Here is a 14,300-nt window from a genome sequence, read left to right as displayed (position 1 = left end):
CTCGGCCATGTCCAGCACATGCGTTTCTTCCGGGATCGTTTCGGTGGCGAGCACCGCGGCGGTCGATATCGGCGATCTTGGTGACGCCGGTCAGCGCCATGGTGATGTCGGCTCCTTGCGTCGTGCAAACTCGGAAGTCGCTACGATGCGACTTCCAAGTTCAAACTGGCCGGGCGCCCGATCTTACTTGTGTGATGGCAACCCCGGAGATCGCGAGCAGCCCACCGACAATCAACTTTGGAGTCATCTGCTCGCCAAGGAACAACACGCTCGACATCACGGCGAATACCGGAAGCAGCAGGCCGAATGGTGCGACGCGATTCATGGAGCAACGGGCGATCAACCAGAACCAAAGGCCAAACCCGACAATTCCTCCGATGAAAATCGTGTAGGCGAGGGCCAGCCAACCACGTTGATCCGCCGTGATAAGGCTCGCCAGTTGTCCCTGTTCAAGGAGCAGCGACATCACCGCGACTTGCGGCACCGTCAGCAGCGACGACCATCCCATCAACATCAAAGGGTCAAAGGGGCCGTAACGCTTGGTCAGGACGTTGGACATCGCAAACGCGAAGGCGGCACCGACCACAAGCAACAGCGGAGCTAAGTTTGCCGTCAGGCCAGGCCCCGCTGCCAACACGACGACGCCGACGAAGGCAATCGCCACTCCGGCGGACGTCGTGAGAGACGGCCTCTCCGAAAGCAGCGGCCAGGCCAACAGGACGGTGAACGGCGTTGCGAGTTGATAGGCGATCGCCGACATGCTTCCCGAGCCGAGCCCAAGGCCAACATAGAAGAGCCCGAAATTCAGCCCGCCGAGGAAAACCGAAATCGCTGCGACAGGGACGAACTGCTCACGCGTGGGCCGTTTGACGAACGGAATGAGCAGCAGCGCGATGGCAAGGAAGCGCAGCGCGAGGAAGAAGAGAGGCGGAAACTCCATCACGCCGACCTTGATGGCCACGAACTGATAACCCCAGAGCAAAGGGACTGCCACCGCGCAGAGGATCTGTATGGCGGACATAACATTCTTCCTTTCAAGACCGTTCGGTCTAGATATGGATGCACTCATAGCAGCTGCGTCCTTGCGATTGCCCAGTTTGGGATTGTCTATTTGATGAAGCGGCCGAGAAGAGCGTCGGCGGTGGCTTGCGAGGTCATCCGTGTGGGTGCGGTTTTGCCGACCACGCGCAGCCCCTCGACGAAACAAACGAGAATGCGGGCGGCACTTGACGGCTCAGCACCATCGGCCAACTGGCCCGCCGCCTTCGCACGGGTTAGTGCAGCGGCCACCCGGCCCTCCATGGCTTTGAAAAAGCCCCCGATGCGGCGATCGACTTCAGCATCACGGCCAGCCAGTTCCATGGCTGTGGCCACCAGCAGGCATCCGCGCCGACCATTGGCACCGCTGGTGCGGTCAACGTAGCCGGCGAGGTAGGCCCGCAGGCCGTCGAACGGGTCTTTGCGTGGATCGAGTTCGATATCCATCCGCGTCAGGGCGTCGGCAATATAGCGATCGAGCGCACGCAGGAACAGCGAGTGCTTGTCACCGAACGCGGCGTAAAGGCTGCCACGCGAGAGCTTCGTCGCTCGCAGAAGGTCGGGCAGCGCCGTGGCGTGATAGCCGCGCGACCAGAACACATGCATCGCGCGTTCGACAGCTGCGTCCGTGTCGAAACTTCGGGGGCGGCCACGGGCCGATTGCACCGGGGTTTGGCGGCTCATTGAGGATATATAGACCAATCGGTCTTGAATTGAAAGTGGCCGCTTTGGGTCAAAATTCACTTCCAGTTATTTACTCAGTCGTCCTTCGCCTTCGCGGCGACGACCACAGTTCATGGAAGGAACATCCAGCGCCTCACGCCGTCTTCCGCTCCGCCATATCGAGCACATGCGTTTCTTCCGGTACCGTTTCGGTGGCGAGCACGCGGCGATCGATATCGGCGATCTTGGTGACGCCGGTCAGCGCCATGGTGATGTCGAGCTCCTTGCGGATGATCTCGATCGCCTTGCTGACGCCGGCGCCGCCCATCGCGCCAAGCCCATAGATATAGGCGCGGCCGATCAGGCAACTCTTGGCGCCGAGCGCGAGCGCGCGCATCAGGTCCTGGCCCGAGCGGATGCCGCCGTCGAACATGATTTCCATCTCCGAGCCGATCGCATCGGCGATCTTCGGCAGCATCGAAATCGACGACGCGGCACCGTCGAGCTGACGGCCGCCGTGATTGGAGACGACGATGGCATCGGCGCCGGTCTTGCACGCAAGCTTCGCATCCTCGGTATCGAGAATGCCTTTCAGGATCAGCTTGCCCGGCCACAATTTGCGGATCCACTCGACGTCCTTCCAGCTCAGCGTCGGATCGAACTGGCTGTTGGTCCATTGCGCGAGCGAATTGACGCTGTCCATGCCCTTCACGTGACCGGCGAGATTGCCGAAGGTGCGACTCTTGGCATTGGCCATGCTCATGGCCCAGCGCGGCTTGGTCGCCATGTCGATGATGTTCGACAGCTTGATCTGCGGCGGCACGGTCATGCCGTTCTTGATGTCGCGATGGCGCTGGCCGAGCACCTGCAGATCGACGGTGAGAACAAGAGCCGAGCAATTGGCGGCTTTCGCCCGCGAGATCAGGTCTTCGATGAAGCCGCGGTCGCGGATCACATAGACCTGAAACCAGAACGGCTTTTTGGTTGCTTCGGCGACCTGCTCGATCGAGCAGATCGACATCGTCGACATGCAGAACGGAATGCCGGCTTCGTTCGCCGCCTGCGCCGCGAGAATTTCACCATTGCCGTGCTGCATGCCGCACAGTCCGATGGGCGCCAGCGCGATCGGCAGAGAGGCTTTCTGACCGACGATGGTTGTGGAGTGATCGCGCTGGTCGACATTCACCAGCACGCGCTGGCGCAGCTTCACCCGCTCCATGTCGGTCCGGTTGGCGCGGAACGTCTCTTCGGCATAGGAACCTGAATCGACATACTGGAAAAAGGCGCGCGGCACGCGGCGCTCGGCAAGCTGGCGCAGGTCTTCAATGCAGGTGATCGGGGTCATTAGCAGTATCCGTTTTATCAAGTTCTCGCTTAGCATATCCGTACGCGAGCGGAAAATGCGCGGGAACTTCATTGCCTCCGATGCATTGACTTTGTTAGCGCTGATTTTGATGGGACAGAAGGTTATTACCGATGGTTTCCGGCAAGAAGCACCACGACGCTCAGTCCGCCGAGGCGAAGGCCAAAGAACGGCGCCGCTTGGAGGAAGCCCTGGAGGAGGGTCTGGAGGACACTTTCCCGGCTTCGGATCCGATCAATGTCACCCAGCCTCCCCCAGCGTCGAAGACAGGAAAAGCGGTAAGTCAAAAGACTAGACCAGGCCGGCCGGTTTCGGCCTCAATTAGCGATCATTTAACGCTAACGAAGCCGGCGGCCGGGCTGCAACTTTTGCTCATAACTTTTGAAGCCAAAGTCCTGTAGGATGCCCCTATAAGCCAGCCGGCATGGTTAGCGGCGGGTGGGGGATTTCAGCGTGGTACGTCGATATTTCGGGACTGATGGCATCAGAGGTCGCGCCAATGGCACGATCACGCCGGAACTCGCCCTGAAGGTCGGACAGGCGGCGGGGCTTGTCTTCCAGCGCGGCGACCATCGACACCGGGTTGTGATCGGCAAGGATACCCGTCTGTCCGGCTATATGATCGAGACGGCGATGGTGGCCGGGTTTACCTCGGTCGGCATGGATGTGCTGCTGTTCGGCCCGATGCCGACGCCCGCCGTAGCGATGCTGACGCGGTCGATGCGCGCTGATCTCGGCGTCATGATTTCCGCGTCGCACAATCCTTATGACGACAACGGCATCAAGCTGTTCGGTCCGGACGGCTACAAGTTGTCCGACACCGTCGAGCGTGAGATCGAAGACCTTCTGGGTCAGGACCTCTCACGGCGGCTGGCCAAGTCCGCCGACCTCGGCCGCGCCAAGCGAATCGAAGGCGTGCAGGATCGCTATATCGAATTCGCCAAGCGCACCTTGCCGCGCGATCTGTCGTTTGACGGCCTGCGTGTCGTCGTCGATTGCGCCAATGGCGCCGGCTATCGCGTCGCCCCGGATGCGCTGTGGGAATTGGGCGCGGAAGTGATTTCGATCGGCGTCGATCCCGATGGCTTCAACATCAACAAGGATTGCGGTTCGACCGATCCGGCGGCCTTGTCCGCCAAGGTGCGGGAAGTGCGCGCCGATGTCGGCATTGCGCTCGATGGCGATGCCGATCGCGTGGTGATCGTCGACGAGAAGGGCCATGTGGTCGATGGCGATCAGCTCATGGCGGTGATTGCCGGAAGCTGGAAGGAAGACGGCCGGCTGACCAAGGACGGCGTGGTCGCGACCATCATGTCCAATCTCGGTTTCGAGCGGCATCTGAAGGATATGGGTCTCAGCCTCGCCCGGACGCCGGTCGGCGACCGCTATGTGCTGGAGCACATGCGCGAGCATGGCTTCAATCTCGGCGGCGAGCCGTCCGGCCACATCATCCTGTCCGATTATACGACCACCGGCGATGGTCTCGTGGCGGCGTTGCAGGTGCTGGCGGTGGTGAAGCGGCAGGACAAGCCGGTATCGGAAGTTTGCCATCGTTTCGAGGCGCTGCCGCAAATCCTGAAAAACGTGCGCTACAAGAAGGGCACGCCCCTGGAAGATGCCAAGGTCAAAGGCATCATCACCGGCGCCCAGGCGCGGCTCAACGGCAACGGTCGCCTGGTCATCCGCCCCTCCGGAACCGAGCCGGTGATCCGGGTCATGGGCGAGGGCGACGACCAGTATCTCGTCGAAGAGGTGGTCGACGAGATCGTCGAGGCGCTGACCCAGGCGGCGGCTTAGCCTCTTTGGCCTGATCCTGTCGCCTCTTTCGGCCTCATCCTGAGGCTGCGAAGTAGGGCAGCAATTTGCCGCTCATGGTGATCTTCACGCGGTCGCCCTTCGGATTGGCGACGCGTTCCAACTGCATGTGAGATCGCTTCGCTGATGATGCCGTCGCGCAATTCTGATCAGCCGCTTCCAGGCCGGACCGTTGACCGGAAACCACGCTTGTGTGATGCTATGTGTGGAGGTTCACACATGGCAACCAATCTGTCTATCGACCCCGAGCTGATTGAAAAAGCGCTGGAAGTCAGCGGCGAGCGCACCAAGAAAGCGGCGGTAACCAAAGCCCTGCAGGAATTCATTGCGCGCCGGCGGCAAAAACGCCTGCTCGAGCTGTTCGGCAAGCTCGAATGGGACGAGGCCTACGATTATAAGGCCGAGCGCAAGCGCAAGTGAGCCTCAAGTGCCCCTTTTTGTGGACACCAGTGTCTGGTCACTGGCGCTGCGCCGCGACCAGACGGCTGACAGCGCGGAAGTCGGGATGCTGATCCGGACCATTGAAAGCGGCGAAACGCTTTCAACGACCGGCCTCGTTCTGCAAGAACTGCTGCAGGGCTTTGCGGGCCCCAAAAGCCGGGATCAGATCGTCGAACGGTTTTCAGCTTTGCCTTTGATCGTGCCGGATCGCGACGATCACATTCATGCGGCGGAGTTGAGAAATCAGTGCCGCCGCAAGGGCGTGCAGATCGGCACGATCGATGCGCTGCTGGCGCAATTGTGCATCCGCCACGATCTGACGATGTTGACCACAGACGAGGATTTCAGACACGTCGCAAAGCACGCAGCGCTGAAAGTCTGGCAGCCTCCCCTTTAAAACATGGGCCGGGGCAAGCCCGGCCGTGACGGTCTACACTTTCGCTGTGCCGGAAGCCCAAGCGAAACGGACGGAAAGAGCAATGATTGTTGCAGCACGGTTTCTGACAGCCGCCATTTTTATGTCTCTGGCGGCGTCCTCCGCTTACGCTCAGAGTGATTATCCCTCCAAGCAGATCAGGATCATCCTCGGCTTTGCGGCGGGTGGAGCGCCAGACACACTCGCGCGAACGGTCGGTGAGCATCTTGGCCAGGCGTGGAAGCAAACGGTCGTGGTCGAAAACCGTACCGGCGCCGCTGGCAATCTCGCGATGATTGCAGTCGCCAAGTCCGAGCCGGACGGCTACACGCTGGCGCTGGTTCCTGTCGGCAATGCCGCCGTCAATCCCTCGCTGATGCCCGATCTTCCGTACAAGATGTCGCAATTCGCACCGATCACGCTGATCGCCGATGTCGAGAATGTGCTGGTGGTCAGCGCCAAGTCGCCCGTGAAATCTCTGAAAGAGCTGATTGCGCTCGGCAAGAGCGGCACAGGCTTGACCTACGCAACGCCCGGCGCCGGCAGCATCGCCCATCTCGCCGCCGAATGGCTGGCGCGCAACGCCGGCATCGAGATGCGGCATATCCCGTTTCGCGGTGTCACGCCGGCTTTGACCGATGTGATGCGCGGCGAGGTCACGGCGATGGTCTCGCAAATCTCCACCGCCAAGCCCCTGATCGAGAGCGGGGAGCTGCGTGCGCTCGGCGTCGCCAGCACGACGCGGAACGCGGCTTTGCCCAACGTGCCGACGATTGCCGAAGCCGGCGACATGCCCGGCTTTGAGGCCGTGTCCTGGTATGCGCTGATGGCGCCGGCTGGAACGCCACAACCGATCATCGACAAGCTTCGCGATGGTGTGGTCGCGGCGATCAACGCGCCGGCCGCGAAAGCGTCGCTTCAGGCGCAGGGTGCGCAGCCGGTCGGCAGTACGCCGGCCGAGCTTGCGGCGCGCATCGAGGCCGACACGGCGCGCTGGGGCAAGGTGATCAAGGACGCCAACATCAAGATCGCGCAATAAATGCAACCCATCCATCTGCAATATCTGAACGCTCTCGATGTCCAGGCCCTGGCGCTGACCGACGATGAGGTCCTCGCCGCGGTCGAGCAAGGATTGGCGGCACAGGGACGCCGCGAAACCGTGATCGAACCGCGCATGCATCTTGTGCCCAATGCCGGCGGCAACGGGCATTTCAACGTGCTGAGGGGCGCGTTCCGCGCGCCGATCAATCTTGCCGGCGTCAAGGTGATCAGCGACTTCGTCGACAACTACAAGGAAGGCCTGCCGTCCGAGATCGGGCTCTTGCTGCTGATGGACCCACGCAATGGCGTGCCGAAGGCGATTATCGACGGCAGCCATCTGACCGACATGCGTACCGGTGCGGTGACCGCCATCGGCGCCAAGCATCTGGCGCGCAAGGGATCGCGGGTGCTCGGCCATATCGGCGCGCGCGGCACCGCCTACTGGAATGTGCGCCTGCTCGATCATCTGTTTCATTTCGATGAAATCCGGGTGCATTCGCGCCGGCCCGAAAGCCGCGATGCCTTCGCGGAACGCCTCTCGAAGGATCTCGGCAAGCCCGTGGTCGCAACATCGGACTGGCGATCCTGTGTGGAGGGCGCCGACATCGTGGTCGAGGCGTCGCGGTTGAACGAACCGGCGCCGATGTTGAAGACGCAGTGGATCAAGCCGGGTGCATTCGTGGTGCCTTACGGCACGATGAGCGCGGTCGAACTGTCGCTTACCGACATCATGTCAAAGATGGTCGTGGACGATTGGGGGCAGTGCAAGAGCGGACAATTCGGTTCGCTGCGCGCGCATGTCGAGGCCGGCAAGTTATCGGAAGCGACGTTGCATGCGGAAATGGGCGAGATCGTCGCCGGTCTCAAGCCCGGACGCGAGCGCGATGACGAGACCATTCTGTTCTGGCATCGCGGTCTGTCGCTGTCCGATATCGCGCTGGGCCACGCCATGCTGGAAAAAGCAGCAAGGCTCGGCATCGGCCAGACCCTGCGTTACGCCTGAGCGATGGCGCTGATCGCCAATGCGCGGATGTATGCGATCACGCCGTCCGTGCGCGACGCGTGGCAGGCGCTGTTTGACCGGGTGGCAAAAACGTCCGGCATCCCGCTGATCTATCTGGATCACACGGCGCCTGCGCCGCTCGAGGATTTGTGGTCACGCGATGATCTCGGCGCTGCCTTCATGTGCGGATTTCCGTTCGCGTCGGCCGCGCGTAAGCCGCATCTCGTCGCCGCCCCGGTTCCGGCCGCGCCGCGCTATGGTGGCCTGCCGCGCTATTGCACCGATCTTGTCGTGTGTGCCGATGCGCCCTTCGCGCAGCTGCGCGATACCTTCGGCGGCCGCATCGGCTGGACCGTCGAACATTCGCAGTCCGGCTATCATGCCGTCCGCTATCACCTGCTGCGTTATCGCGACCGGCCCGAACCGCTATTCGCCGAATGGATTGGACCACTGATCACGCCGCGGCGCGTGATCGAGGCTGTACTCTCCGGCCGCATCGATGTCGGCCCGCTGGATTCCTATGCGCACGATCTGCTCCGGCTGCACGAGCCGGAAACGGCGGCGCGGCTGCGGGTCGTCGAGTCCACAGCGATGACCCCTAATCCGGCGCTGGTGGCCTCGTCGGAGGTGGCCGGCGATACGGTCGGGCCATTGCGGCAGGCTTTGCTGTCGGCTGCGGCCGATCCGGCCCTGCTGCCGGTCCTCCAAAGCCTTGCCATCAAAGGCTTTTCGGCTCCCAATCCTGCCGATTATGCCGAGTTGCTCCGGCAGGCGCGGCAGGCCGGTCCGGATGGCGCAAAGCCAGTTTAGACAACGTGTAAATCGGCGTTTTTGGCTTTGCGGTATGCGCTTTGGCCCTGCTATCGATGGTTTCAGTTTGAACTATCGACCCTGGCCGACTAACGCTGATGATCGTTTGTTCCTGCAACGTCCTGACCGATAGCGCCATCCGCACGGCCTGCCATACGGCGCGACCGCGGACCACCGGACAGGTCTATGGATGCCTTGGCTGCAGCGCCCAATGTGGCCGCTGTGCCCGGACGATCAAGGCCATTATGGATCAGGCTCTTGGCGGAACCTGCACCAGCGGCTGTGCCGTCTGCCCGATGGCAGCGGAAGAAGCGTCCGCCGAAACCAGCGAAGCAGCCTGAAATTCCGCCTTCTCCTCAATCGCTCGCCTGTTGACGGATCGTTGTTGGACGGTTCGAAGACCCTTGCGCTCGCTGTGTTCGTTATTTAGAACTAATCCAAACTGGGATTTTTTGGAGTGCGCAGCCATGCGAGGCGATGCAAGGGTTATCGAATATCTGAACAAGGGCCTGCGCCACGAGCTGACCGCCATCAACCAGTATTGGCTGCATTACCGGATCCTCGACAATTGGGGCTTCGAGGAACTGGCCAAGAAATGGCGCAAGGAATCGATCGAGGAAATGGAGCACGCCGACAAGTTCGCCGAGCGGATCCTATTCCTCGATGGCTTCCCGAACATGCAGGTGCTGGACCCGCTGCGCATCGGCCAGAACGTCAAGGAAGTGATCGACTGCGATCTCGCGGCCGAGATCGACGCGCGCAATCTCTATCAGGAAGCGGCGACCTATTGCCACTCGGTGAAAGATTACGTCTCGCGCGATCTGTTCGAAAAACTGATGAAGGATGAGGAAGAACACATCGACTTCCTCGAGACGCAGCTCGGCCTGATCGAAAAAGTCGGCCTGGAACTCTACTCGCAGAAGCACATCGGCGAAATGAGCGACGACTGACGTCGTGTCGCCGTCATGGCCGGGCGAAGTCCCGGTCAGACTCTCGGGATGAGGCCGAGATTGATTCGTTTTGAAGCGCGGCGAACACAAAATCGCCGCGCTTTTTTAATGCCCGCTTCACCAAGGTTTATGTTTCGTAAATCTTTGCCGGTCCTAGGGCGCAAAACACCGGTACGAGACGCGCAATCGTTAATATTCGCAGTTAAAAATCAAGGTTAAGCGCCGCTTAAGCAATTTCTGCGAGTGTCCTCACATCAGTTTCGCCGAGTGAGGATGAGTCATGAAGAAAATTCACACGAGCTTGATTGCAGGGATGGCCATTGCCGCAATCGTCGCGCCAGCATATGCGGCGGACATGCCTGCTCCCATGGTCTTCAAGGCGCCGGTGAAAGAGTTCAGCGGCTGGTATCTGCGCGGCGATATCGGCATGACGAACCAGAAGGTGAAATCGATCGACAATGTGTTGTTCGATCCGAGCGTTCAGGTCGTCCATAAGGAATTCGAATCCGGCATGCTGTTCGGCGCCGGCCTCGGCTATCAGTTCAACGACTGGTTCCGCGTCGATGTCACCGGTGAATATCGCGGCAAGACTGCGTTCCGCGGCTTTGACTTCTATCCCGGTGGCGCCAACGATTATTACGGCGACAAGTCCGAATGGCTGTTCCTGGCCAACGCCTATGTCGATCTCGGCACCTGGTGGTGCGTCACGCCGTTCATCGGCGCCGGCATCGGTTATTCGAAAAACACCATCAGCAATTTCCGCGACGTGAACGTTCCGAACAACGGCATTGCTTACGCGAACAACAATTCGCAATGGGAGATGGCCTGGGCGCTGCATGCCGGCCTTGCCTACAAGGTCAACAAGAACTTCACCGCCGAATTGTCGTATCGCTACGTCAATCTGGGTGATTTCCAGTCGGGCGACATCATCGCCTACGATGGCACCAACAACGTCAACAATCCGATGCTGTTCAAGGACGTGACCTCGCAGGACATCAGGCTGTCGCTGCGCTGGGCGCTTGGCGCCTCCGATTATACGCCGGCGGCGCAACCGTTTTATGCACCGCCTCCGCCGCCGCCGGCCTATACACCAGCTCCGGCGCCGGTTTATTCGCCGCCGCCGCCGCTGATGCGCAAAGGCTGATCGGCATTTCAGATCGAAATAAAAAGGCGGAGCCGCTGGCTCCGCCTTTTTTTATTCTGCCGGCAGCAGCGTGGTTTTCTTCGGCTTGGCCGGCACAAGATGAAAGCGGGCAGGGCGCTCGAACAGGAATTTGAACATCGTGCCGCGGACCATCCAATGCAGGATCAACGGCGTGACGACGGCCATGGTCGTCACCAGCGCGGCGGCGGTTCCCGGATCGGTGATGACATGCGTTTTCGCCAGCGCGATGCGCGTGATCACCATCGGCAGGAAGAAGGCGAGATAGATAACGATCGAGTTCTGGCCGCAGTAACGAAGGCCTTCCAACAGATGCGACCTGGCGAGCAGCACCGAAATCGCAACGACCGCTGCGGCGCCGGCAAACCCGAGCGCCAGCGAGATGCCATAGTCGGTCGAAAGACCGGCATGCACGAGCCAGAGATTGGCAAGGAACCACGCGGCGAGACCGGCGAGCACCAGCGCCATATGTGAGCGGCTCCATGCGGCACCACGCAGGATATAAACGCTGAACAGATAGCCGCTGTAGAAATAGACAAAGCGGCTGGCGAATTCGTCGATCAGCGTCCAGTGCGTGTCGATCGGCGCAATCTCGAGCGCAGCGGCGACAAGAAACACGATGACAGGCGGAATGGAGCGGGTCAGCCGCGTGGCCAGAAAAAACACCGGCAGAAGATAGATGAACCACAGGGTGCCGTAGGGGTCGATGAAGGCGGTAAGGAACGCCTGCAGCGCGCCGAGAGCGCCGTGATCGGCGACCAAAAACGGTGCGCGGAACGCGAACTGGATGATGAGCCACAGCACGTAGAAATAAACGAAATGCAGCACCTTCCGGTCGAGGAAGGTGCGCCAGTCGCGGTCGATCGTATGTGCGACGAACAGCCCGGCAATCATGAAGAAAGCCGGAATGCGGAACGGGCGCGCGAATTCGACCACGCCATGCAGCCATCCGGCATGGCCGAGCGCGTCTTCGGTGGACAGAGTCGAATGCATCATCACGACCAGGATGATCGAGATGCCCTTGGCGTAATCGACCCAATCGATGCGTTGGCTTTGCGGCATGGCGCACTCCGGCGCGGACATGGCCGCGCACGGTACTACCTATGCCCTGCGGGACGATCTTGCATCCGTTGCTTCAAATTAGAGTCAATGTCTGTTTGTTAAAAAGCGCAGTTTTTATGGTTAGCGTTGCCTTAACTTCTGGCGGTTATGGTTTCCAAAGTATTGCCGCTGCTTCGCGTTGCCGGAAGGAAGATGATTATGCGTGCTGCGATGACCGCGATTTTGTCACGGGCGTTGCCTGTTAAGACATCTGTCCGGCGCAAGGCGATCCTGTTGGCGGGCGCATTGAGCGCGGGTTTCGCATCGCCGGCCGGCGCCGCGGACATTCTTCGCGGCTCGTATGTGACGTCGCCCCAGTATTATCAGTGGGACGGGTTCTATGCCGGCGGGCAGGCCGGTTACACCAATATCGATGTCAAATTCGGCAACGCCACCCAGCCGCTGACCGATTACATCCTGCGCAACAGCACCATTCAGGACAATGTGTCAGGGTGGACGACGCTTCCGAACGGAAGCACGAATGGCGCCAGCTATGGCGGCTTCATCGGCTATAACTGGCAATGGGACGATGTCGTCGTCGGCGTCGAAGCCAATTACAGCCATATGTCGCTCAGCAAGTCGGCGTCGGATTCGCTTGGCCGCTCTTTCATCGATAACGCCGGCGCATTGCCGGGCTACAACTACAATTATTCAGTGCTGGTTTCAGGCAGCTCGACCGTGAAGCTCACCGATCTGGCGACGTTCCGTGCGCGCGCGGGCTGGGCTGTCGGTTCGCTGCTGCCTTATGCTTTCCTCGGCTTTGCCGTCGCACGCGCCGATGTCACCACGACCGCATCGGTTTCGGGTAACCTCAATGCGGTTTGCGACGGGTCTGTCACTCCTTGTACGAACTTCGGAGGTCCCCTGAACCTGACCGGACCACAATCCGTCTCTCGCAAAGGTGTCTTCACGTATGGCGGTTCGATCGGTCTCGGTTTCGACTGGGCCTTGAGCCAGAACCTGTTCGTGCGCGGTGAGTGGGAACTCGTGCAGTTGCAGGATATCGAAGGCATTGATCTGCGCATCAACACGGCGCGCGCCGCGGTCGGCGTGAAATTCTAGGCGGCTGTGCCAGTTGACGCGCTTGTGACGGCCGTCCCATGCGAAAGTCAAAGCCGCCCGTCCACTAAAAAAGTTGACGCTGAACCTCCGCTCGACTATCTCCGCCAGTGGGACACCTCTCCCCAACGAGAGGCTACTATCTGGAAGGATAGAGATGACGACAGCTGCTCCCGGTCTGCGGCCGGCTAATCCGCACTTTTCCTCCGGCCCCTGCGCCAAGCGCCCCGGCTGGACCCTCCAAGCCCTCAAAGACGCGCTGGTTGGACGCTCGCACCGCTCGAAGCCGGGCAAGGCGAAGCTGAAACTGGCGATCGATCTCACCCGCGAAATTCTTGAAGTCCCGGCCGATTACAGGATCGGCATTGTTCCGGCGTCGGATACCGGCGCGATGGAAATGGCGATGTGGTCGCTGCTCGGCGCGCGCCCGGTCACGATGCTGGCCTGGGAATCCTTCGGCGAAGGCTGGGTCACCGACGTTGAAAAGCAGCTCAAGCTGAAGGACGTGACCACGCTGAAGGCGCCTTACGGCGAGATCCCCGATCTTTCCAAGGTCGACAGCGACACCGACATCGTCTTCACCTGGAACGGCACGACATCCGGCGTGCGCGTGCCGAATGCCGACTGGATCAAGGCCGATCGCAAGGGTCTTGCGATCTGCGACGCAACGTCGGCAGCGTTCGCGCAGCCGCTCGATTTTGCAAAGCTCGATGTCATCACCTTCTCCTGGCAGAAGGCGCTGGGCGGTGAAGCCGCGCATGGCATGCTGATCCTGTCGCCGCGCGCGGTCGAACGGCTCGAAACCTACAAGCCGGCCTGGCCGCTGCCGAAGATCTTCCGCATGACCAAGGGCGGAAAGCTGAACGAAGGCATCTTCGTCGGCGAAACCATCAACACGCCGTCGATGCTGTGCGTCGAGGATTATCTCGACACGCTCAACTGGGCGAAGTCGGCCGGAGGCCTGAAGGGTCTGATCGCGCGAGCGGATGCCAATGCCGGTGCGATCAATGATTGGGTCGCGCGCACGGCCTGGGTGGACAATCTCGCTGTCGATGCGAAGACACGCTCGAACACCTCGGTCTGTCTGAAGATCGTCGATCCGGCCGTCACCGCCTTGTCCGTCGATGCGCAATGGGCCTTCGTGAAGGAGCTCGTCGCCATCCTCGAGAAGGAAAACGTGGCGTTCGATTTCGCCAATCACCGCGATGCATTGCCCGGCCTTCGCATCTGGTGCGGCGCCACGGTTGAACGCAGCGATGTCGAGAAGCTGTTGCCGTGGCTCGACTTCGCTTACGCGAAGGCGAAAGAGTCGCTGGCGAAAGCGGCTTGATTGCTTTTCATCCTCCCCTGGAGGGGGAGGGTCGCTCACCGGAGCGATAGCGCAGGTGAGCGGGGTGGGGTGACAGTTTCACCGAAAACACCGCCGCCGCTCAGCGCAT

At 60.7% G+C, this 14,300-nt stretch carries 16 protein-coding genes and 1 pseudogene; 12 read left to right on the top strand and 5 right to left on the bottom strand.

Going from position 1 to position 14,300, the window contains the following annotated elements; genetic code table 11:
• Positions 1 to 160: 160 nt before the first annotated feature.
• From CAK95_RS28220 to CAK95_RS28210, 3 genes are all read right to left on the bottom strand, one after another.
• Positions 161 to 1,021 (bottom strand): DMT family transporter, encoded by an 861-nt coding sequence (locus tag CAK95_RS28220; RefSeq protein WP_086090987.1) that lies wholly within the window; start codon positions 1,019 to 1,021, stop codon positions 161 to 163.
• A gap of 86 nt (positions 1,022 to 1,107) precedes the next feature.
• Entirely contained in the window at positions 1,108 to 1,722 is a 615-nt protein-coding gene (locus CAK95_RS28215) for a TetR/AcrR family transcriptional regulator (protein ID WP_183044198.1), read from the bottom strand.
• Positions 1,723 to 1,855: 133 nt separating this feature from the next.
• The gene (locus tag CAK95_RS28210; RefSeq protein WP_086090986.1) at positions 1,856 to 3,046 is read right to left on the bottom strand and encodes an alpha-hydroxy acid oxidase; all 1,191 of its coding nucleotides are present in this window, start codon (positions 3,044 to 3,046) and stop codon (positions 1,856 to 1,858) included.
• Positions 3,047 to 3,177: 131 nt separating this feature from the next.
• Between CAK95_RS28210 and CAK95_RS28205 the strand changes: the two genes are divergently transcribed.
• Both CAK95_RS28205 and glmM read left to right on the top strand, forming a co-directional pair.
• Positions 3,178 to 3,465: a hypothetical protein gene (locus tag CAK95_RS28205; RefSeq protein ID WP_086090985.1), complete on the top strand. Its 288-nt coding sequence runs from the start codon at positions 3,178 to 3,180 to the stop codon at positions 3,463 to 3,465.
• 52 nt (positions 3,466 to 3,517) lie between these two features.
• The gene (glmM, locus tag CAK95_RS28200; RefSeq protein ID WP_183044197.1) at positions 3,518 to 4,861 is read left to right on the top strand and encodes a phosphoglucosamine mutase; all 1,344 of its coding nucleotides are present in this window, start codon (positions 3,518 to 3,520) and stop codon (positions 4,859 to 4,861) included.
• 34 nt (positions 4,862 to 4,895) lie between these two features.
• Here glmM and CAK95_RS30260 read toward each other — a convergent pair.
• Positions 4,896 to 5,056: pseudogene (locus CAK95_RS30260) on the bottom strand (cyanase); the annotation flags it as partial.
• 42 nt (positions 5,057 to 5,098) lie between these two features.
• Here CAK95_RS30260 and CAK95_RS28190 point away from each other — a divergent pair.
• The 8 genes from CAK95_RS28190 to CAK95_RS28155 all read left to right on the top strand — a co-directional run bounded on the left by CAK95_RS28190 (position 5,099) and on the right by CAK95_RS28155 (position 10,683).
• On the top strand, positions 5,099 to 5,299 hold the full coding sequence (locus CAK95_RS28190; RefSeq protein WP_086091710.1) for a type II toxin-antitoxin system VapB family antitoxin: 201 nt from the start codon (positions 5,099 to 5,101) through the stop codon (positions 5,297 to 5,299).
• 7 nt (positions 5,300 to 5,306) lie between these two features.
• Complete coding sequence (gene vapC / locus CAK95_RS28185; RefSeq protein ID WP_157699784.1) at positions 5,307 to 5,717, top strand: type II toxin-antitoxin system VapC family toxin; 411 nt, start codon at positions 5,307 to 5,309, stop codon at positions 5,715 to 5,717.
• A gap of 82 nt (positions 5,718 to 5,799) precedes the next feature.
• A complete protein-coding gene (locus CAK95_RS28180; RefSeq protein WP_198343776.1) occupies positions 5,800 to 6,774 on the top strand; it encodes a Bug family tripartite tricarboxylate transporter substrate binding protein in 975 nt (324 codons plus the stop codon).
• The gene (locus tag CAK95_RS28175; RefSeq protein WP_086090982.1) at positions 6,775 to 7,779 is read left to right on the top strand and encodes an ornithine cyclodeaminase family protein; all 1,005 of its coding nucleotides are present in this window, start codon (positions 6,775 to 6,777) and stop codon (positions 7,777 to 7,779) included. It begins immediately after the preceding gene.
• 3 nt (positions 7,780 to 7,782) lie between these two features.
• Positions 7,783 to 8,589: a phosphate/phosphite/phosphonate ABC transporter substrate-binding protein gene (locus CAK95_RS28170; protein WP_086090981.1), complete on the top strand. Its 807-nt coding sequence runs from the start codon at positions 7,783 to 7,785 to the stop codon at positions 8,587 to 8,589.
• Between the two features lie 98 nt (positions 8,590 to 8,687).
• On the top strand, positions 8,688 to 8,930 hold the full coding sequence (locus CAK95_RS28165; RefSeq protein ID WP_086090980.1) for a (2Fe-2S)-binding protein: 243 nt from the start codon (positions 8,688 to 8,690) through the stop codon (positions 8,928 to 8,930).
• A gap of 126 nt (positions 8,931 to 9,056) precedes the next feature.
• The gene (bfr, locus tag CAK95_RS28160; protein WP_086090979.1) at positions 9,057 to 9,539 is read left to right on the top strand and encodes a bacterioferritin; all 483 of its coding nucleotides are present in this window, start codon (positions 9,057 to 9,059) and stop codon (positions 9,537 to 9,539) included.
• 280 nt (positions 9,540 to 9,819) lie between these two features.
• The gene (locus CAK95_RS28155) at positions 9,820 to 10,683 is read left to right on the top strand and encodes an outer membrane protein (RefSeq protein WP_086090978.1); all 864 of its coding nucleotides are present in this window, start codon (positions 9,820 to 9,822) and stop codon (positions 10,681 to 10,683) included.
• Between the two features lie 51 nt (positions 10,684 to 10,734).
• Here the strand turns inward: CAK95_RS28155 and CAK95_RS28150 are convergent, their stop codons facing one another.
• Positions 10,735 to 11,763: an acyltransferase family protein gene (locus CAK95_RS28150; protein ID WP_245303554.1), complete on the bottom strand. Its 1,029-nt coding sequence runs from the start codon at positions 11,761 to 11,763 to the stop codon at positions 10,735 to 10,737.
• A 198-nt stretch (positions 11,764 to 11,961) separates the two neighbouring features.
• Between CAK95_RS28150 and CAK95_RS28145 the strand changes: the two genes are divergently transcribed.
• Together CAK95_RS28145 and CAK95_RS28140 are read left to right on the top strand one after the other, a co-directional pair.
• Positions 11,962 to 12,864: an outer membrane protein gene (locus CAK95_RS28145; RefSeq protein ID WP_157699783.1), complete on the top strand. Its 903-nt coding sequence runs from the start codon at positions 11,962 to 11,964 to the stop codon at positions 12,862 to 12,864.
• A 154-nt stretch (positions 12,865 to 13,018) separates the two neighbouring features.
• Positions 13,019 to 14,191 (top strand): phosphoserine transaminase, encoded by a 1,173-nt coding sequence (locus CAK95_RS28140; protein WP_086090975.1) that lies wholly within the window; start codon positions 13,019 to 13,021, stop codon positions 14,189 to 14,191.
• Positions 14,192 to 14,300: the final 109 nt, after the last annotated feature.

This window comes from Pseudorhodoplanes sinuspersici (assembly GCF_002119765.1).
Classification (GTDB): domain Bacteria; phylum Pseudomonadota; class Alphaproteobacteria; order Rhizobiales; family Xanthobacteraceae; genus Pseudorhodoplanes; species Pseudorhodoplanes sinuspersici.
This window is presented reverse-complemented; position numbering and strand designations above follow the sequence as displayed.

Bases quoted from the DNA above. Each gene is read 5' to 3' on its own strand.
- CAK95_RS28210 (WP_086090986.1), bottom strand. From the start codon at position 3,046: ATGACCCCGATCACCTGCATTGAAGACCTGCGCCAGCTTGCCGAGCGC.
- CAK95_RS28150 (WP_245303554.1), bottom strand. From the start codon at position 11,763: ATGCCGCAAAGCCAACGCATCGATTGGGTCGATTACGCCAAGGGCATC.
- CAK95_RS28145 (WP_157699783.1), top strand. From the start codon at position 11,962: ATGCGTGCTGCGATGACCGCGATTTTGTCACGGGCGTTGCCTGTTAAG.
- CAK95_RS28140 (WP_086090975.1), top strand. From the start codon at position 13,019: ATGACGACAGCTGCTCCCGGTCTGCGGCCGGCTAATCCGCACTTTTCC.
- CAK95_RS28190 (WP_086091710.1), top strand. From the start codon at position 5,099: ATGGCAACCAATCTGTCTATCGACCCCGAGCTGATTGAAAAAGCGCTG.
- CAK95_RS28170 (WP_086090981.1), top strand. From the start codon at position 7,783: ATGGCGCTGATCGCCAATGCGCGGATGTATGCGATCACGCCGTCCGTG.
- CAK95_RS28215 (WP_183044198.1), bottom strand. From the start codon at position 1,722: ATGAGCCGCCAAACCCCGGTGCAATCGGCCCGTGGCCGCCCCCGAAGT.
- CAK95_RS28175 (WP_086090982.1), top strand. From the start codon at position 6,775: ATGCAACCCATCCATCTGCAATATCTGAACGCTCTCGATGTCCAGGCC.
- CAK95_RS28220 (WP_086090987.1), bottom strand. From the start codon at position 1,021: ATGTCCGCCATACAGATCCTCTGCGCGGTGGCAGTCCCTTTGCTCTGG.
- CAK95_RS28155 (WP_086090978.1), top strand. From the start codon at position 9,820: ATGAAGAAAATTCACACGAGCTTGATTGCAGGGATGGCCATTGCCGCA.
- CAK95_RS28165 (WP_086090980.1), top strand. From the start codon at position 8,688: ATGATCGTTTGTTCCTGCAACGTCCTGACCGATAGCGCCATCCGCACG.
- CAK95_RS28180 (WP_198343776.1), top strand. From the start codon at position 5,800: ATGATTGTTGCAGCACGGTTTCTGACAGCCGCCATTTTTATGTCTCTG.
- CAK95_RS28205 (WP_086090985.1), top strand. From the start codon at position 3,178: ATGGTTTCCGGCAAGAAGCACCACGACGCTCAGTCCGCCGAGGCGAAG.
- bfr (WP_086090979.1), top strand. From the start codon at position 9,057: ATGCGAGGCGATGCAAGGGTTATCGAATATCTGAACAAGGGCCTGCGC.